Annotated in this window: 18 protein-coding genes; 12 read left to right on the top strand and 6 right to left on the bottom strand. The window is 36.9% G+C overall.

What is annotated here, in order from left to right; genetic code table 11:
- Positions 1–71: 71 nt before the first annotated feature.
- Positions 72–743, top strand: coding sequence for an ABC transporter ATP-binding protein (locus IPK35_22910; GenBank protein ID MBK8056039.1), 672 nt, complete (start codon positions 72–74; stop codon positions 741–743).
- Between the two features lie 17 nt (positions 744–760).
- Here IPK35_22910 and IPK35_22905 read toward each other — a convergent pair whose 3' ends face one another.
- Positions 761–1,579 (bottom strand): response regulator transcription factor, encoded by an 819-nt coding sequence (locus IPK35_22905; GenBank protein ID MBK8056038.1) that lies wholly within the window; start codon positions 1,577–1,579, stop codon positions 761–763.
- Positions 1,580–1,722: 143 nt separating this feature from the next.
- Here IPK35_22905 and IPK35_22900 point away from each other — a divergent pair, with 143 nt between their 5' ends.
- Positions 1,723–2,787: an exo-alpha-sialidase gene (locus IPK35_22900; protein ID MBK8056037.1), complete on the top strand. Its 1,065-nt coding sequence runs from the start codon at positions 1,723–1,725 to the stop codon at positions 2,785–2,787.
- Positions 2,788–2,859: 72 nt separating this feature from the next.
- On the opposite strand, the gene IPK35_22895 is transcribed toward IPK35_22900, so the two are convergent.
- Complete coding sequence (locus IPK35_22895) at positions 2,860–4,263, bottom strand: vanadium-dependent haloperoxidase (GenBank protein MBK8056036.1); 1,404 nt, start codon at positions 4,261–4,263, stop codon at positions 2,860–2,862.
- A gap of 193 nt (positions 4,264–4,456) precedes the next feature.
- Between IPK35_22895 and IPK35_22890 the strand changes: the two genes are divergently transcribed.
- Positions 4,457–4,993, top strand: a complete 537-nt coding sequence (locus IPK35_22890; protein ID MBK8056035.1) for an NAD(P)H-dependent oxidoreductase — start codon at positions 4,457–4,459, stop codon at positions 4,991–4,993.
- A 40-nt stretch (positions 4,994–5,033) separates the two neighbouring features.
- On the opposite strand, the gene IPK35_22885 is transcribed toward IPK35_22890, so the two are convergent.
- On the bottom strand, positions 5,034–5,417 hold the full coding sequence (locus IPK35_22885; GenBank protein ID MBK8056034.1) for a hypothetical protein: 384 nt from the start codon (positions 5,415–5,417) through the stop codon (positions 5,034–5,036).
- Between the two features lie 389 nt (positions 5,418–5,806).
- Here IPK35_22885 and asnS point away from each other — a divergent pair, with 389 nt between their 5' ends.
- From asnS to IPK35_22865, 4 genes are all read left to right on the top strand, one after another.
- Positions 5,807–7,255, top strand: a complete 1,449-nt coding sequence (gene asnS / locus IPK35_22880; protein MBK8056033.1) for an asparagine--tRNA ligase — start codon at positions 5,807–5,809, stop codon at positions 7,253–7,255.
- A gap of 93 nt (positions 7,256–7,348) precedes the next feature.
- Complete coding sequence (locus IPK35_22875) at positions 7,349–8,086, top strand: AAA family ATPase (GenBank protein ID MBK8056032.1); 738 nt, start codon at positions 7,349–7,351, stop codon at positions 8,084–8,086.
- A gap of 84 nt (positions 8,087–8,170) precedes the next feature.
- Positions 8,171–8,695 (top strand): hypothetical protein, encoded by a 525-nt coding sequence (locus IPK35_22870; protein ID MBK8056031.1) that lies wholly within the window; start codon positions 8,171–8,173, stop codon positions 8,693–8,695.
- Between the two features lie 245 nt (positions 8,696–8,940).
- The gene (locus IPK35_22865; GenBank protein ID MBK8056030.1) at positions 8,941–10,380 is read left to right on the top strand and encodes an AAA family ATPase; all 1,440 of its coding nucleotides are present in this window, start codon (positions 8,941–8,943) and stop codon (positions 10,378–10,380) included.
- Between the two features lie 25 nt (positions 10,381–10,405).
- Here the strand turns inward: IPK35_22865 and IPK35_22860 are convergent, their stop codons facing one another.
- The 3 genes from IPK35_22860 to IPK35_22850 all read right to left on the bottom strand — a co-directional run bounded on the left by IPK35_22860 (position 10,406) and on the right by IPK35_22850 (position 13,712).
- Positions 10,406–11,956 carry an Rne/Rng family ribonuclease gene (locus IPK35_22860; protein ID MBK8056029.1) on the bottom strand — a complete coding sequence of 517 codons (1,551 nt, stop codon included), beginning with the start codon at positions 11,954–11,956 and terminating at the stop codon, positions 10,406–10,408.
- A 638-nt stretch (positions 11,957–12,594) separates the two neighbouring features.
- Complete coding sequence (locus tag IPK35_22855) at positions 12,595–13,377, bottom strand: hypothetical protein (protein ID MBK8056028.1); 783 nt, start codon at positions 13,375–13,377, stop codon at positions 12,595–12,597.
- Positions 13,378–13,397: 20 nt separating this feature from the next.
- On the bottom strand, positions 13,398–13,712 hold the full coding sequence (locus tag IPK35_22850) for an integration host factor subunit beta (protein ID MBK8056027.1): 315 nt from the start codon (positions 13,710–13,712) through the stop codon (positions 13,398–13,400).
- Between the two features lie 228 nt (positions 13,713–13,940).
- Between IPK35_22850 and IPK35_22845 the strand changes: the two genes are divergently transcribed.
- The 5 genes from IPK35_22845 to IPK35_22825 all read left to right on the top strand — a co-directional run bounded on the left by IPK35_22845 (position 13,941) and on the right by IPK35_22825 (position 19,653).
- Positions 13,941–14,816: a YicC family protein gene (locus IPK35_22845; protein MBK8056026.1), complete on the top strand. Its 876-nt coding sequence runs from the start codon at positions 13,941–13,943 to the stop codon at positions 14,814–14,816.
- Between the two features lie 3 nt (positions 14,817–14,819).
- Positions 14,820–15,416 carry a guanylate kinase gene (gmk, locus tag IPK35_22840; GenBank protein ID MBK8056025.1) on the top strand — a complete coding sequence of 199 codons (597 nt, stop codon included), beginning with the start codon at positions 14,820–14,822 and terminating at the stop codon, positions 15,414–15,416.
- A 10-nt stretch (positions 15,417–15,426) separates the two neighbouring features.
- Positions 15,427–15,813, top strand: coding sequence for a Co2+/Mg2+ efflux protein ApaG (gene apaG, locus IPK35_22835; protein MBK8056024.1), 387 nt, complete (start codon positions 15,427–15,429; stop codon positions 15,811–15,813).
- Between the two features lie 88 nt (positions 15,814–15,901).
- A complete protein-coding gene (queG, locus tag IPK35_22830) occupies positions 15,902–16,780 on the top strand; it encodes a tRNA epoxyqueuosine(34) reductase QueG (protein ID MBK8056023.1) in 879 nt (292 codons plus the stop codon).
- Between the two features lie 188 nt (positions 16,781–16,968).
- Entirely contained in the window at positions 16,969–19,653 is a 2,685-nt protein-coding gene (locus tag IPK35_22825) for a carboxypeptidase-like regulatory domain-containing protein (GenBank protein ID MBK8056022.1), read from the top strand.
- Positions 19,654–19,683 lie beyond the last annotated feature (30 nt).

The following is a 19,683-nucleotide window of genomic DNA, read 5'->3' as shown; positions in this document are numbered from 1 at the left end:
CGACGAATAACCGAATGACGAATAACCGAATGACGATGAATATGGACTTAATAAACAAGCAATTCAAGGAAATGAATATTCTCGAAACAAATAATATCAATAAATTTTTCCACGATCCTGTAGAATTTCAGGTCTTGAAAAACATTTCCTTTAGTGTCAAAAAAGGAGAGTTTCTCAGCATGATAGGCAAGTCTGGCAGTGGTAAGTCCACACTATTATACATCTTATCTACGATGGATACGGAGTATGAAGGAAATCTCAGAATCGATGGCGAACAAATTACTGGTTTGAGCCTTGATGACCTTGCTACATTGCGTAATAATAAAATCGGCTTCGTTTTTCAGTTTCATTACCTACTTCAAGAATTTACGTGTCTTAAAAACATCATGATTCCAGCTTTGAAATTAGGGAAATATTCAACAAAAGAAATAGAAGAACGCGCCTACCAGAAACTTGAAATCCTTGGGCTCAAAGATCAGGCACTAAAGCCGGCCAGCAAACTTTCTGGTGGTCAGCAACAAAGGGTGGCGATAGCCCGGGCACTTATCAACGATCCACACATCATCATGTGCGATGAACCTACCGGCAATCTGGATAGCAAAAATTCAGCCATAGTTTTTGATACTTTTAGGGAACTAACAAGAAGCTTCGGCCAGACGATCATTTCTGTCACACACGATGAAGAATTCGCCAGAAATAGTGACAGGGTTATTGAGATGAGGGATGGGGAGATATTGTCATAAAGTAAATAGTTCATCTCTCAATTGATTTCCAATTTGTACCCCACTCCATGCACATTGGTGATTTTGATATTTTCATCCAGACTCAGTTTTTTTCTTAGTTTGGATACTAACACATCCAGGTTTTTGGGCACATCCATAATCCCGCTATCAGTCCAAATCTCAGTCATAAGATAATCCCTGTTTTGAATCTCATTGATGCCCGCCAACAAAATGGACAAGAGTTTAGCTTCTTTTTCTGTCAGTGATTCTTTATGTGCAATGTGCAAAAGCTCTCTGTTCTTTATATCAAACCTATATGTGCCGACTGCCAATAATTTGGAGAGTGTCTCCGAAGAATGTTTTTTTGTTTTTCGGTAATAAATGTACAACAGTGGTATCAAAATCAAAGGAAATAACCATGCCAGCCAAAGCCGATTTTCTTTTTTGAGCATTGTAATCTCAACAGTATAGCACCCTTTCGGAATGTTTCTTCCACCACAAGGTGTAATACTATCTAAAGATTGGCTGTACAGAAATGATAGGACCACATTTTCAGTATTACACCCTTTTAATTCGGTTATGAAATCGCCGATACCTATTCTTCCCAATTCATGTTCTACAATATTGTACAACGAATCTGAAGAGACGTAAATGGGTTTGTCAAAAGAAATCACATATGTATTTTCATTTTTTGATTCTACAGGCAAAACTCTCGAAGTGGAATCACCACTCGAATGTAATACTCTGTGACCTATCTGACGTAGGACTACTTGCAGTTCTTTTTTTTCAGAACTTCCAACCAATGTATTGGAAAGCAGAAACAAAAGATAAAAACCTAAATGTATTTTAGTAGACATGGCACAAAATTACTCGAATTATCCCTTGTAAATGGTGTACTTTACCATTATTTACTAAAAAGTTACCATATTTATAGGCTAACACAAGGTCCTTCAGCGTTATTTTTGCAATGTTATTAATCCATAAATTAAATAAAATGAAAATGTTTTACAGTATTTTATTATCAACTATCTTGTTTTTCAATTGTGCATCCGGTGATCGTCAGGAAGAAATCACCACAAAAGAAGTCAAACCTTATAATTTTAAAGATCAGGTCATAATATCGGATAATCAGGGAGAGACCTGGAATTCAATGGATGGTTACCTTCCCAAGGACTTGAAAATTATGTCTCTGAGCAGCGATCAAAACAACCTGTTTATTGGAACAGAAAAAGCAGAAATCTATAAAATAAATATGTCGTCATCTGCAAATGCAGAGCAAGAAAATCTAATGACTGCCCTGATCAATCAAAAACCAATAGATGAAAACTGGGTCTCTGATATGTTTTCTTGCTCCTCAGGATTGTATAGTCACGTTTATGGTATTGGTTTACTCAGAAAACAAAACAATGCAGGTTACTGGCAACCTGTCACTACCCCTGAAGGTGTACACGGCATAAGTAAAATTGTAGAAGATTCTAAGGGAAATCTTTTTATGGCAACTCAATTTGGCGTGTACAGCTCGGACGATAAGGGCAAAAGCTGGGACAGAAAATTTCAATACGGATTTGCAAACAATATCCTGATACACAATAATGCCTTAATGGTCATCGGGATAAACGGCATTCATATGTCTGATGATGAAGGGAAATCATGGTCACCCATAAAATCACTACAGGACAAAATAGGTATGCAAAGCAATGATGACAATTCCGTACAAATGTTTAAAGAAGGGAATACACTTTATGTCTTTAAAAGAATGTCTTCCACTCCATCTTTTATGTCAACTGAACCTGGAAATATGCTGGTTTACTCAGATGACAACGGAAAAACCTGGGCAAATCACCCGGCAGAGAGTGTTCTAAAAAACAAACAAGGAATCCAATCAGTATTTATTCATAAAAACAAATTATACTACGATACTAAAAACAGCCTGATGCGATCTGATGACAATGGTCTTACCTGGAAAAATATCTTAAATATCACCGATAAAGAACCTAATATGTCTTTCAGGTATATTATTTCGGGCGATAGGTTGATTTTGGCAAAAACCAATTTTGGCTGTTAATTTTTAAATGTACATGTTGTAAAAAACGAAGGCCACTCATTTGAATGGCCTTCGAATCACATCAATGAAAAGTTATTTTTTCCAAGGCAATTTATTGACTGCTCTTCCGATTTCTGTTCCATATCTCATACCTTCCTCAGCATCCATTCTGTAATGCACTCCTAGTGGAACTCTGGACCATGCATTCTCCAGCGCCATTTCATAAAAACTGCTGAAAGTGCGTGGATATCCTGAAAATTCAGATCTGTTTCGGTGACAATTATCAGTCATACCATATGAGTAGCCAAAAACACTGGCAATGGCTTCAGCAGCTGCAGCTCCAAAAGTAGCGTGTCCTGATGGGTACGCTGGAAATGAAGGAGAGATACCTCTGTCACCAGTCAGCGGATTGTCGAGGTTGGGTTCCCAGTTAGGATCTATCAGTCTTTTTATGTAAGTTTCAGGTCTTTCAAGATTATACACATATTTGGAAGTCCATGCGCCTACGGCTGCATCATGCAGTGCGATACCCACTTTTGTGTTTACCAATAATGCATCTTCAAGGTTTGCCTTTTCATTTACTACAACCTGATCAGCAATGGCGATCCATCTGGATGGTGGACTAAAAGTCAAGCCAAGCAAATCATCACTCCAGAATTCACCTACCCATTCTGTCTGATATGAAAGAGACGGCGTGTTTTGCACCATGACTTCCAGTGCCTGTGTATATAACGGAGAACCCGGTTTATCACTGTATTCACCTACATAATCTTTGTAATGGCGGCATACTCTGAGGTCGGATTTTATGGCAAGGGTTCTTGCTTTATGCCAGAAAGGAAACATACCTTCTCCTGGTCCCGGTACTGTAGGTATCCAAGCCCCTTTTTCATTTCTTTTTTCTCTCCATACATTTTCTTTGAACGGATCTTTGTATCCTGCAAAAGTGGCCACATCTCCTTTCATCCATTCCCAAATTCCAGCCGCAACTGCTTCTCCGTGATTTTTTGATCTGTAAAATGTTTCCTGTCCTGCTTCATCTAAAAATATTTTTTCATTTTTTTCATTCAGAGACTTTATTTTGCTGAATTGAGAAGGGTCTACATCTGGAAACAATCTACTGTATAGGAAATTGTTGGATGCATTCACTACCGTCGGCCAGTGATACTCCTGGTTTGGCTGTACACCAGGTACGCTCAGGCCGCTATATAAATGTGCCAATGATGCATATTCAGGCATCCCAGTAATACAGGCTTCATAAGCGGAGAGTCCGATATAACCCAAAACGTCAGCTGTCGGACATGGTCTGTATCCCGCTGCATGTCTCTCTATTTCCAGAAATAGACTATTCCATTCGTGAGCTACAGCATGATCAAACTTATTTACTGCCTTAAAAGTGGTTTCTTGCTGCTCATCTGTTGTATCTTTTTTACAAGAAGAAATGCTAAACATCAACCCGGTAAAAACCAATAATAGATAAAATAATTTTTTCGTTTTCATATCACAAGATTTAATTTCGGACAAAAATATCTGTTATTTTGAAAATAAAAAACTTTTTATAAATTTATTTTATGGCATGATAAATTATTTTTAAATGCTTGGGTTTGATTGATACATGACGCAAACATCTTTTGCATTTATATGTTACAACAAATGTTATAAATTAAATTTTTGACTTTTTATTTTTGTCTTAATGAAAATACTTGCATTCGGAGCTAGTAATAGCAAAAACAGTATCAATAAAAAACTTGCTGCCTACACGGCTTCATTTTTTGAAAACGCAGACATTAGTTTGATCGATCTCAATGATTTTGAGATGCCAATATTTTCGGTGGATCGGGAGGCTCAGTCGGGACAACCGCAGATGGCCAAAGAGTTTGTGCACCTACTGGGAGCATCTGATTTGATAATAATCTCTCTCGCGGAACATAATGGCAGCTATAGTACAGCATTTAAAAACGTATTTGACTGGGCATCAAGGGTCAATTCAAAGACATTTCAGGGTAGGCCTGTCATCCTGATGGCCACATCATCAGGTGCAAGAGGTGGTAAAACCGTTTTGGAAATTGCAAGCAACAGATTCCCATTCCATGATGCAAATGTCGTGGCTACTTTTTCATTGCCCGAATTCCATAAAAACTTTAATGAAGATTCAGGAATTGTTCACACAGAGTACAAAACATCCTTTGACCAACTCATAGAGGAGGTCAAATCAAAAATAGGATCCTGATATTGCTTATCCTGATCTAAATCAAATAAACAGGGAAATATTATTTGATTTTACCGATCACCAGAGCAATCACTGCACCGGTTATGGCTCCCATAACAGCATTTATAATGATGTCGGTAATTATATTCTGATAATTTGCCGCCATATTGGAATACATGAAAAAATTCATGCCGGCACCGTAAAGCAAACCGATGATACCTCCTGCTTTTGCTCCTGATGTCAGATCACTGATACCTGCCCACTGTAGAAAAATATAAGATACCAGGACACAAAATGTAAGGCATCCCAAATATACAAATACCATATTTTGGTTGTCTGAAGGAGGGTATATATTTGTAAATAACATACCGTAAAATACCCATCCTAATAAAAAGTAGACTAAGCTGCCTACAACACTGCTGATAATAAGGTTTTTTGCACTCATAATAGAAAATATTTTAAAGTTGATTAATAAATATTCTGTTCTGTGTCCAATTGTAAGACAAATATATGCAATTAATATTAATATCTAATTATTATATACCAAAAAATTATCATTCTGCGATACTATATTCCTTACACCCATTGCTTTTTTATATAAAGTCGAAGAATGTAATGGTGTCTAAAGAAAATTAAATCCAATGTCGTTTAGTTAAGACATCTTTAAGAAGTCTTTCCTTTGTAAGGGAAAGATTTAGATAGGGAAAAACAAAGAAAAATTCCTTATCTAAACGACATTGAAATGAAATCAGTCAAATACAAAAGTGTACCCATTATTATATTCCTGAAATATCGTACTTTTGCCCCCTTATTTAAATATAAAGTAATTGACTTATGGCTAAGAGAACCCGAATAAAAGATATTTTCACAGTGGCAACATCAAGGCAATATACGGTCATGGGTTGGGTCCGTACCTTCAGAAATAACCAGTTTATAGCCCTCAATGATGGATCTTGTCTTGCAAACCTACAGGTAGTGGTTGATTTTGAAAACTGGGATGCGGCATTGCTTAAAAGAATAACCACCGGTGCTGCTTTGCACATAGAAGGAAAGCTGATAGCTTCTCAGGGCAAGGGGCAGACAGTGGAGTTGGTAGCTGAAAAAATACACATTCTGGGAGACTGCGATCCTGAAATATATCCTCTGCAGCCGAAAAAACATAGCCTGGAGTTTTTAAGAGAAATTGCCCACCTGAGATTCAGGACCAACACATTCAGTGCTATATCCAGAGTGAAACAAACTCTTTTTTATGGGATTCACAAGTTTTTTAATGATCGTGATTTTGTCAATGTGCACTCTCCTATCATTACAGGTAGTGATGCCGAAGGTGCAGGAGAGATGTTTCAAGTGACCACTTTGGATTTGAATAAACTACCACAAAACGATGACGGTAGCATCAATTACAAAGAGGATTTCTTCGGCAAGGCGACCAATCTCACGGTTTCGGGACAGCTGGAAGCTGAGTTGGCTGCACTGGCTTTGGGTAGTGTTTATACTTTTGGACCAACTTTCCGCGCCGAAAAATCCAATACCCCACGACATCTAGCTGAGTTTTGGATGATGGAACCCGAGGTAGCCTTCAATGATCTCCATGACAATATGGATCTTGCTGAAGATATGTTGAAGTTTCTGATTCAGTATGCCCTTGATCACTGTGTGGAAGATCTGGCATTTTTGGAGCAAAGACTCATCGATGACGAAAAGACCAAACCACAAGCAGAGCGATCAGAGATGACACTGATCGAAAAACTAAAATTCTGTCTGGAGCATCCGTTTGAACGATTGACATATACAGAAGCCATTGAAATACTTAAAAATTCGACCCCTAATAAAAAAGGAAAATTCCAGTATCCTATCGAAAAATGGGGAGCAGACCTTCAGTCAGAGCATGAAAGATATCTGGTAGAAAAACATTTCAAAAAACCCGTCATCCTGACCAATTATCCAGCCGATATAAAGGCATTTTATATGCGACAGGACGATCCAAAAGATGGAGTACCAGGTCCGACTGTGTCAGCTATGGATATTTTATTCCCCGGTATAGGCGAGATCATAGGTGGCTCGCAGAGAGAGGAGAGACTCGACCTTTTAGTCCGACGCATGAATGAGATGCATATTCCAGCCGAGGAGATGTCATGGTTTCTGGATACCAGGAGATTTGGTACGGTGCCTCATGCCGGATTTGGATTGGGATTTGAGCGCCTTGTTCTTTTTGTGACGGGCATGACCAATATCAGAGATGTGATTCCGTTCCCTAGATTCCCCGGCAATGCGGAGTTTTAAAATCACTGTTTTATCTTATTATGATTCTATCATTCAAGACATCCGGAAACTAAGAAAACAATTTAAAGGAGAATACCCTTTCGTTTTACAAAAATGATTTCCGCTCGCCCATATATCAAATCGGTATTTTTTCAGGAAGAAGAAACAAGAAATAAGCGAGGCTATCCTTATGATATTCCTTCAATAAAACAGTGTGAAGATATCCGATTTCATCACGATGTGACCTTTTTTATTGGCGAAAATGGAAGTGGCAAAAGCACGCTTCTTGAAGCTATTGCTATTGCTTATGGGTTCAACCCTGAAGGTGGTACTAAATCTGCACAGTTTGAAGTGCACAATACACACTCTGACCTGCACCGGGAGATCAAACTTTCCAAAAGCTATAAACAACCCGGCGATGCTTACTTTCTGAGAGCGGAAAGTTTTTACAATGTAGCGACCAAAGCAGAAGAGTTTGGTGTACTAAAGTCTTATGGAGGTAAATCTCTTCATGAACAATCTCATGGTGAAGCCTTCCTTGCCACATTGATGCACAAGCTCACCGGCAATGGATTGTACCTCCTTGACGAACCCGAAGCGGCATTGTCACCAGCGAGACAGTTGACGGCCTTAAGCCTGATTCATCAGTTGGTACTTCAGGATTCTCAGTTTATCATTGCCACACACTCGCCCATCATCATGGCATACCCCAATGCGCGCATCTATGAATTCAGCGCAGAAGGTATCAAAGAGATCAACTATGAAGAGACGGACCACTATCTGATCACAAAATCATTTTTGGAAAATCCAGAATTGAGTCTGAAGTTGCTAATGGAGAATGAGGAGGATTGATGTATAAATTAACTTTTTTACTTAAAAACGCAAATAAAGCTATACCTTTGTTTTTTATTTTTACTAGAATCAAAAAAATTATACATGCGTAAACATAGTCAAATGTTTAAATTCTGCATCATCTTAAATTTTACAATATGGATGATTTCGTCTTGTTCAAAAGATAAAGATACATTGTTTAAAGATTGTTTGTTACCTTGGGAAGACCTTAAAGTAATTCCTCAGGCTGAACTTCCAAAAGAGATTGTAAACTTCTTTTATAAAACATACCCTAAAACCGATACAATAATTGGAGCTGTTTTACCTTTTTGTAACAATGAAAAAATACTTGCAATTGAAACTGAAGAACATGTCAATTATGATTATTGGCTATATGACAGCTGTGGTGAGTTAATCGCTAAAGGTAAAACGGAATTGGATGCTGAAATAAGGAAATTATTACTGAAAAGTATAAAGAAAGACTTAGGTGAAGATGCTGATTTGTATGACTCTTCTATTGTTCTTTATGAAAATGGCAAAATTGAATATATGGCTGAAGTTTACATAAAACGTGAGTCATTTATTTATTTGTTTGCCAAAGACGGCAAAATTATATGTAAATTATTTTAGAGTTAAACATATGCTACATATGAAGCCTTATTGTTAGTCATGCTCACCACATTTGGATTAAAGAATGTACCTTACAACGGGATTGTAGAGAGACATATAATTTCTGATATTTTCTTTAAATAGCCAACAAAATACATTTCAATTTGGCTGTAAGTATTAAAATTAATATAGTTACAGCCAAATTAAATGCTTGATTTGGCTGTAACTAAAATTTATTGTATATTTGTAGCCAAATTGAAATCATTATGGATACGAAGTTAATTGGGCGACAAAGAGAATTGGGCGACATTGATAGGTATGTCTCTGATCAGAAATCACATTTTATTGCGGTATATGGAAGGCGCAGGGTAGGAAAAACATTTTTGATTCGTAAAGCTTTTCAGGACCAGTTTACATTTTATACTACTGGAATTGCAAAAGGTTCACTAAAAGAACAATTGGCAACATTTAGCATTGCATTAAAAAAATATTTTGGTAATGAAACGATGTCTACGCCTAAAACCTGGATAGATGCTTTTACCTTCCTTATAGAGCAATTAGAAGCTGACCCTTCAAAGAAGAAAGTAATCTTCCTTGACGAATTACCTTGGATGGACAATCGAAATTCTAAGTTTATTAATGCCTTAGAGTACTTTTGGAATAGTTGGGCAAGTGGCAGGCCGGATATATTGCTCATCGTTTGCGGCTCATCAGCATCATGGATGATGAATAAATTGATCAAAAACAAGGGCGGATTATACAATAGAGTCACGGGAAAAATCAAACTGAACCCATTTACTTTACATGAAACTAAACAGTATCTCGAGTCCTTGGGATGTCAATATGATGAATTCCAATGCATTCAGGCTTACATGTGTTTTGGTGGCATACCATTTTATCTTTCACATTTTAATAAAGACTGGAGTGCGTCACAAAATATCAATAAGCTATGTTTTGCAGAAAATGCCCTTTTCAGAAGTGAATATTACGTACTGTATCAATCACTCTTTGATAATCCTGAAAATCACATCGCTATAGTAGAAGCTATCGCAAGTAAAAATAAAGGTATCCTGAGATCAGAAATTGTAAAACGTAGTGGCATTACAGATGGTGGCGGATTGACCCGAATTCTCACCGAACTGGAAGAGAGTGGATTCATCAGAAAGTATTATAATTTCAATAAAACATCCAGAGAAGCGGTATATCAGCTCACTGATTTATTTTCATTGTTTCATTTAAGCTTTTTGAGCAAGCTACAGATCAATGATGGAAATAGCTGGCTCAATATGATTAATACACCCAAACAGAATACGTGGTCTGGTTATGCTTTTGAGATTTTATGTATCCTACATACCCACGAAATAAAACGAGAACTGGGGATAGATGGCATATTATCTAATATTTCTACTTGGCAAAATAAGGCAGCACAAATAGATTTAATCATAGATCGCAGTGACAATGTGATTAATGTCATTGAAATCAAATTTTCGAATAGCGAATACACGATCACTAAAGATTACGACACTAAACTGCGAAATAAACTGAATGAATTTAAGGAAAGTACAAAGACAAGAAAAGCCCTGTGGTTAGTTATGCTCACCACATTTGGATTAAAAAATGGTCCTTATAATGGGATTGTTCAAAAATCTCTAACTTCTGATATTTTTTTCCAACCTAAAAAAGACGATTTAAGAAGTTACCTATGAAGAAGGATGATGAATATATAACACCCTAAGACAATCTTATCTCATCATTTGCTTCATCATAAAATTTGTATTCAAAGAGATGATAATCTGTGTTTTGGCCCAATGAAATCCATTTTTTGTATTTTATAAACCATTTCATCTGGATGCTTGGCCACCCACTCTTCAGGTAAGCATATATAAACTGATTGGTGTCCAGTCTGAATTTGGATTTAGGTCTGGACTGGATGATATACTCGATATCTCTCTGAATATTGTCTATCACCAGTATGGAAGGATTGACCTTGCCTGTACCCAGGCATGTAGGACACAACTCTGTAGTATCAATGTTGACTTCCGGCCTTGTACGTTGCCGCGTGATCTGCATTAGTCCAAACTTACTTAATGGTAATATAGTATGCTGCGCTCTGTCTCCCTGCATGAAATCTTTCATCTTATTGTAGAGACTTGTTTTGTTTTCTGATGTCCGCATATCTATAAAGTCCACGATGATCAGCCCACCAATGTCTCTCAACCTTAGCTGCCTCGCTATCTCTTCGGCAGCTTCCAGATTTACAGCCATCGCAGCATCTTCCTGATCTCTTTTCTGGGTCTTGGGTCCACTATTTACATCTATCACATGCATGGCTTCCGTGTGCTCTATGACGATATACGCTCCCGAACTCATAGTAGATGTCTTACCAAAAGATGCCTTGATCTGCCTGTTGATATCAAAATTGTCAAAAATATGTCTTGAGCCCTTATATTGCTGCAATATTTTTACTTTATCAGGAGCTATAGATTGCAGGTATTCTTTGATACTTTGATGCATTTCTTTATCATCCACGATGATTTTATTAAAATTATCATTGAGTATGTCACGAAGTATCGAAGATGTTTTATCTATTTCACTGAGTATCTTATCGGGAGATTTGGTCTTTTTTAGCTGGTGGAATATGGTTTTCCATTTTTCTTCAAGCTCTCTGATATCATTATGCAGGTCAGCTACTTTTTTGCCTTCGGCAGCTGTACGTACTATGACTCCAAAGTTTTTTGGTTTGATACTCTCGACCAGCACTTTCAATCTTTTTCTTTCCTCTCCTGAACTAATCTTTTTCGATACAGCTACAATATCAGAAAATGGGGTCAGTACAACATATCTGCCGGGTATAGTTAGTTCACAGCTCAGTCTCGGTCCTTTAGTTGATATGGGTTCTTTGAGTACTTGTACCAGTACATGCGCATTTCTGGCAAAAACCTGATCAATCTTACCTGTTTTGGGATTGTCCTGTTCCAGTACAAAATTTTCCAATAGCGGGCTGTTATAACTGCCCTTCATGACTGAATCTGTATACTTGATCAGAGAGTTGATCTGAGGTCCGAGATCCGTATAATGAAGAAATGCATCCTTTCTGTGACCGATATCCATAAAACCGGCGTTGAGACCCGGCATCAGTTTTTTGGCACATCCCAGAAAAATATCACCTACTGTTGAATTATTGTTGGTTTTTTGACGGTGTATCTCTACGAGCCGTGAGCCTTCAAGAAGTGCAATTTCCACATCTGAAAGTGTTGATTTGATAATCAATTCCTTATCCACTATTGATACATTTAAATTGTCATATAATGATGAATGACGTAATTTCAGAAATACTTCAGAAATAACCTTTAAGTGTTACCCCATCAATGAGTGAAAGTGTGTGGATTAAGCTTTTGCAATTTTATATCCTGAATAAGTGAAATGTTTATGCAGGATAACCGCTATTTTTTCGATGTACTTTAATAAAGATTACAAACGAATATATGATGTATGTTATGTTAAAATTTGAAGATTAAACAATCTGGATCTTTTTTTTGGTTTAAGGCTAATTCTTGTTTCATTGATCAGAATTCCATTTTACAAAACCATTATTATAAAAATTGATCAGTTTTTTTGCCCAAAAAATTCAGATTATTTTAGTTCTTAAGATGACCAGTTATAATATGTTTACCTTTAAAGAACTTACACTTCAGTCTTAATTTTTTATTCTATTTTGAGACCAGAAACATATAAAGACCCTGTGTACACAACTTTAACTAAAAAATGGGAAAAGTCAGGCTTACATGTAAGCCTGACTGATATTCTTATCTGTTCTTTTTCTTATGTCTGTTTTTTCTCAATCTCTTTTTTCGCTTATGCGTCGAAATCTTATGTCTTTTTCTTTTTTTACCACAAGGCATATTTCAATATTTTTTAAATTAATTAATACATTTTTTTTGATACTCTTCTGCTTTGACTTTATTTCCGGCACTTTCGTATGCTGAAGCAAGCATGCATATAGTATTATTGTTATCAGGGTCTATCAGGATGGAAGCTTCCAATCTTTCCAGAGCCCTTTCGATCTGATTAGTTTGTAATGCAAGTTTTGCCAGTTGATTTAGCACACTTACGTTTTTGGGATACTTTGTGTTTAAATCTCTCAGCATCATGATGCCCTGCATTGGATTATCTTTTGAAGGGCTATCCACATAACATATGGCCAGATTGATGCGGGCATCTATGTTTTCAGGGTCAAAGGATATTGTTTTTTCAAATGCATTCACTGCACGTTTTGAACAAAACTCTTTTACCTTTTTATCATCAGATGATTTCACGCATAAAGCATAAGTGGTTCCGGCAATTGACCATGATTCAGCTGACTTTTCAATGGTTGCTATCTCCTCAGCATAGTTTCCGGATATGGCTGGAAATCCCATTTCATACCAGGTTCCTGAAAGTGATTTTAATATTGTCACTCTTTTGGATGTATCATTAGCCACTTTGTTAAGGTCCAGATTGATAGCCTCTATGACAGTTGTTTGTTGTGGCGTGAGCTTTGATTGCGCTTCTTTGATCAGATTTGTCACACTTGTTGACTCAACATTTAGTACCCTCGACTTTTCGAGGTTTTGCATATCCGGTGGTATAGTCTCAAAACCCAAATACAATACTAAAAACAGGATTAAAGATGCTGCAATAGTAATTATTTGAGATTTGGTCATATTAATCTTGTATCGCCTTATTAATCATCATCACCATCATCCTCAGGAAGCGAATCCACATTGGCTTTCACCTGATCAACAAATACTTTAGCAGGCTTGAATGAAGGTATGAAGTGCTCAGGTATTTCTATAGACTTATTTTTCTTGATGTGTCTGCCTATTTTTTTTGCTCTTTTTTTGATGACAAAAGATCCAAAACCTCTTACATACACATTCTCACCATCAGAAAGTGAGCTTTTTACTTCTTTAAAAAACATCTCCAAGGTAACTAATACATCTACCTTTGGAACTCCTGTTTTTTCAGTGATTATGTTGACTAAGTCTGCTTTTCGCATATGGTTTATTTTGTTAATTGTTGTGATTTAATAAAATCTTTTTTCTTAAGATGCGCAAATTTCGCAATTTATTGGAATTAAGAAAATTTTTTGAAGCTTTTTTCGAAGTTTTTTTTAAAAAAAAGTAATTTAAGTAATTCATTTACAATCTATTATTATAATTATTCATAATATTGTTCCAAACTTGATCGTTTTAAATCTATATTTGCGCTCTTAAATAAGTGATGCATGATATTATCAATGACTGGCTTTGGTCAGGGAAAAGAAAACTATTCAGGAAAAGTGATCCGGGTAGAAATAAAATCTCTCAATGCCCGATCTACAGAAATCCGATGTAAACTTCCTGCTGCCTTCAGAGACAGAGAGATGGATATACGCAAAAAAGTCCTGGATGCTCTGCAAAGAGGAAAGATCGACGTCACTGTATCCGTTGACGGTATTGCTGATGAAGAAAACACCTTTATCAATGCGGATGCTTTCAAAAAATACTATAAAGAACTGAATACCCTCCGTATCGAGCTGAATATCGCAGACGGCGACATACTTCAGTCTATACTCCGAATACCCAATGTGATCGGTCAAAATGACGAACTTGCCGATGATGAAGCTTTTGTCGTGCTCAATTTGGCGATCGATGATGCTATTTTGTCCATAAGAAAATTCAGAGTGGATGAAGGAGAAGTATTAAAAACTGATTTGATAGAAAGAGTGCAGACTATCGAATCTCATCTTAAATCTATTGAACCACTCGAGGCTGGCAGAATTGATAAAATAAAAGACCGCCTCAAAAGGAATATGGAAGACTTTGCTGCCAAACTTCAGGTAGATCATAATCGATATGAACAGGAAATCGTCTACTACATTGAAAAATTGGACATCAATGAAGAAAAAGTGCGTCTTTCACAGCACTGTATCTATTTCATGGATGAGCTCGAAACCAAAGATGACCAGAAGGGAAGAAAACTTTCGTTTATAGCTCAGGAGATAGGTAGAGAAATCAATACTATCGGTGCCAAAGCCCAGGATTCCGAAATGCAACAATACGTAGTAATGATGAAAGACGAACTCGAAAAACTGAAAGAACAATTGGCAAATATCTTGTAAGAAATGGCAGGCGCATCTTTTCAGGGAAAACTATTCATATTTACAGCTCCATCAGGCGCAGGAAAAACAACGATCGTAAAACACATCTTAAAAAAATACGATCATCTTGGATTTTCAGTATCCGCTACTACACGTGACAAAAGAGCACATGAAACCCACGGACAGGATTACTACTTTATGACTGTAGATGAATTTAAAAAGAAAATGGCAGACGGTGCATTTATCGAATGGGAGGAAGTGTATAGCGATCAGTTTTATGGAACTCTGAAGTCTGAAGTAGACAGAATTTGGGGACAAGGCAAACATCTTGTTTTTGATATTGATGTCAGAGGGGCCAAAAATATAAAAAGTATATATGGAGACAGATGTATGGCGGTATTTGTCAGACCTCCTTCAGTGCATACACTTGTTGAAAGACTAAAAAACAGAAATACAGAGACTCCTGAAAGCCTCGAAAAAAGAATAAGCAAGGTCAAAAAAGAAATGGAATACGAAAACTGTTTTGATTTTACTCTTGTTAATGATTTACTTGAAGTTTCGTTTATTGAAGCCGAACATATCGTTGAGACTTTTTCACAAAGAACTCCTGTAAATGACTGACAAAAACATAATTTATAGTGAAATAACTGAGGATATCAGCATCAGTGTCATACCTAAATATGAACCATCTGAATCCAATCCTGCTATTGGTAAATTTATCTACTCATATCAGGTCACCATAGAAAATTTAAGCAAAGATACGGTAAAACTTATATCCCGTCACTGGTATATCTACGACTCCATACAGGAAAAAAGAGAAGTCAAAGGTGAAGGGGTAGTAGGTGTACAACCGGAATTAAAACCAGGAGAAAACTTTCAGTATATGTCCTGGTGCCCCCTTCACAGCCCCATAGGCAAGATGTATGGTCATTATCTTTTTGTCAATCTAACAAAAAAAACTTCCTTCAAAGTCATCATTCCTGAATTTATACTTGTTTCTGATTTTAAACTCAATTGACCGGCATAAGCCGTGATCTTCATAATCTACCCTGCAAGTGCTGCTTTCTACTCCACAATCCTTACTCTTAAAAAACAAAGCTTTGGAGATGGGATTTTTGATGTGTCATATTGCAAAAGCGGAGTTTATGACTGAAGAGGCCAGAAGATTGGACGATTGGCTTAGGCAGGATTACCACGGCGATATGTCCTATATGACCAATCATTTTGATAAAAGAGTCGATCCGCGATTGCTGGTGCCCGGTGCAAAAAGTGTGATTTCTCTCGCTTACAATTATTATACTGATCTAAAACAATCTGATCCGGATGCCCCCAGAATATCTATGTACGCTTATGGTAAGGATTATCACAAAGTAGTCAGAAAAAAGCTGCAGATCTTGTTTGAATGGATGAAATCTACATACGGAGAAATAGATGGACGTGTATTTGTGGATTCAGCTCCGGTATTGGAGAGAGATTGGGCTCGCAGAAGCGGACTCGGATGGATAGGAAAAAACACCATGGTCATCAACCCTAAAAAAGGCAGCTGGTTTTTTCTTGCTGAAATCATCACCGATCTTGAGATGACGTACGATCACACTATCTCCGATTATTGCGGTACTTGTACCAGATGTATAGAAGCTTGTCCGACAGAAGCCATTCATAAGGATGGATATATTATGGACGGCAGCAAGTGTATCTCATATCTTACTATTGAGCTTAAAAATAATCTACCTATCGAGTACAAAGCAAGGATGGAAAACTGGATGTTCGGATGTGACATATGTCAACAGGTATGTCCCTGGAACAGATTTGCAGAAACGCACTCAGAACCCGCATTTATGCCCAAAGATAGGATGATCACCATGTCAAAGGAAGAGTGGAAGGACTTATCAGAGCCTCTTTTTGACGAGTTATTTGCCGGAAGTGCTGTAAAAAGAACAAAATATGAGGGGCTGAAAAGAAATATCAGATTTTTGAAGGAATAAATTCAAGGATTTCACTTACATATAGAACAGAATACTCACTTTTTAATACAAAAATCACTCATAGCCCTACTGCTTGATAAAAAAAAGCAGCGATAAATGACTTTAGCACGTTTAATGTGAGAGAAGCTAATGGTTTTTAGTTTATTTTTGCGTTTCTATTTATCAAAACAATTATTTTAACTTTTATTATGAATAAATCGGTAAGCAAAATTCTACTTTTCTTTTTATTATTGCTATCGCTCAATAGTTATACCCAGTCTGAAAGTATAAAAATTACAGCCAACTACAACAATCTATCAACATCCGTTATACTTGAGGACATAAGAAATAAATATGCAACTCCTATATTTTATAAGCCGGCTGATCTGCCTTTAGGCAATAAAAGTGTAAATTGGAAAGACAAACCTCTGACTGAAGCTATAAAAGAACTGGTTTTGGGTTCAGGGCTTAGTGTAGTGGAGTATGGTAATGCATATTTTCTGATTTTTGAAACTACATCAGAAACTGCACCAAGAGATGTCATCAATGAAGAAATATTAAAATCTCAGACTCTGGCAGACTTCAGTGGTAAAACAATAAAGCTACAAGGGTCAACTTCTTCTACCAGTAAAAATACACTAAACGCTGTCGTGAGGGATGTTTTAACAAAGGAAGAGATCATTGGTGCTGCCATCTCAGTAAACGGCAAAGTAAGAACGGTTACTGATACTGATGGCAAATTTTTTCTTAACCTGAATAAAGGCATGAATGCTCTACAAATATCATATCTGGGATACAAACCATTGTCCATAAATTTTGATATAACAGGCGAGGTAGAATATACCATCAGAATCGAAAAAGAGTCACAAGTACTGGACGAGGTTGTCATCAGTGGTACAGGAGCCGGAAGTGCACTTAAAGAAACACAAACAGGTATCAACAGAGTTGATATTAAGGCACTTGAAAAAATACCAACTTTTCTTGGAGAAAGAGATGTAATCAAAGCCGTGCTATTAAACCCGGGAGTTTCGTCAGTAGGTGAAGGAGCATCAGGGTTTAATGTCAGAGGTGGCAATGTGGACCAAAACTTAGTCATGCAGGATGAAGCAATACTTTTCAATTCATCACACGCACTGGGATTTTTCAGCACCTTTAATGCAGATATGATTAAGACAGCTACTCTGCACAAGGGTGCATTTAATGCTCAATATGGAGGAAGATTGTCATCCGTACTGGAAGTGCAGACCAAAGAAAATGTTGATAAATTTCGCCTTAAAGCAAATATAAATGTTCTCTCTACTACAGGAACTGCAGAAATTCCGATTTTTAAGGGATCAAACATCATTTTGTCCGGGCGAACTACTTACTCTGATCTGATATTCAAAGTGTTTAAGCAACCTGATATAAAAAATAGCTCCGCAGGATTTTATGACCTCAACGGTAAAATCAATATCAAAGCAGGCAAAAGTACACTTTCATTATCAGGGTATTATTCTGCCGATGATTTTATTTACAACAATGAATTTGGATTTGATTATTCTACAAAAATAGCGCAAGCAAGTCTCAGAACATTGTTTAATGATAATGTTACAAACAAGCTTTCATTTGTTTGGTCAGACTATATCAGCAATCAAAGTGATTTTGACAGTCAGCTGGCTTCGGTATTTTCATCAAAAATCAAATATATCAGGGGACATAACAAATTGTCATTCAAAATTGGTAAAGTGTTGACTGATGCAGGTGTAAGTACTACTTTGTATGATGTTTTGCCCGGCGAATTCAGGCCGCTCAACCTGACATCATTAAGACAATCTGAAAAACTTGAATTGGAAAAAGGGATTGAGTCTGCGGCATACATTTCATCAGATATTAAACTCAATGACTGGATGGAAGTCCTCTTGGGTGCAAGAGTTAACCATTTTGCTGCAAAAGGACCAAAGACCACCTTTCAATATAAAGACAATGTAATTTCAGAAGAAAACATCATAGGTTCTGAAATCAGAGACGGCACATTAAAAACATACCTTTACCCTGAATTGAGATCATCAATTAAGATAAATCTAAGTTCTGTTGTTGCATTTAAGGCTGGTTTTGGTCAGACAAGTCAATATTTAAATCAGGTTTTCAATTCAGATGTACCAACACCTTCAAGTCAGTGGCAATTGGTCAATCAAATTTTTGAACCGAGCAGATCAGACAACTATTCTGCCGGTATGTTTTTCGGATCGCAAAACAATACATGGGAAATATCCGTGGAAGCCTATCAAAGAAATCTGAAGAATATATATGACTACAAAGACTACGCGGATCTTTTTGTTAACCCACATATCGAAACTGAACTGCTCAAAGGTACAGGACAATCAAGAGGTGTTGAGTTCAGTATGAAAAAAAATAAAGGTGTCCTCAACGGATTTGTCTCTTATACCTATTCAGAAACCAAATACAAAGTAAGCGGTATTAACAAAGGCGAGCCATATTTTACCAACTTTGATCAGCCCCATAATGTGTCGCTTGTACTCAATATACAACCTATAGAAAAAACGACATTTACCGCCAATTTTACATACCGGTCAGGTAGGCCTACCACAGCACCGGTGTCGAGTTTTGTCACTTTTGATGGTGTGTACGTACCCATTTATTCTGAAAGAAATGCACTTAGGATTCCTGATACTCACAGACTCGACCTTTCTGCCAATTTTGGAAAAACACACAATAAGGCAGCTAAAATAAAGACAAGCTGGACATTTACCATATATAATGTTTATGCGCGAAAAAATCCGTTTTCTGTCTTTTACAGCCGATCATCTCGGGATGTACCGACTCCTCAGGCCAACAGACTTGCTGTGATAGGGACTATCTTTCCATCTTTGAGTTTTAATATCGAATTTGAATAATCAGAAAATAATAAAGAGATCATGAAAAAA

It is taken from the genome of Saprospiraceae bacterium, assembly GCA_016713025.1.
In the GTDB taxonomy this organism is placed as follows: Bacteria; Bacteroidota; Bacteroidia; order Chitinophagales; family Saprospiraceae; genus OLB9.
Note: the sequence above shows the minus strand (reverse complement) of the source record. Positions and strands in the feature narration are given on the sequence as shown.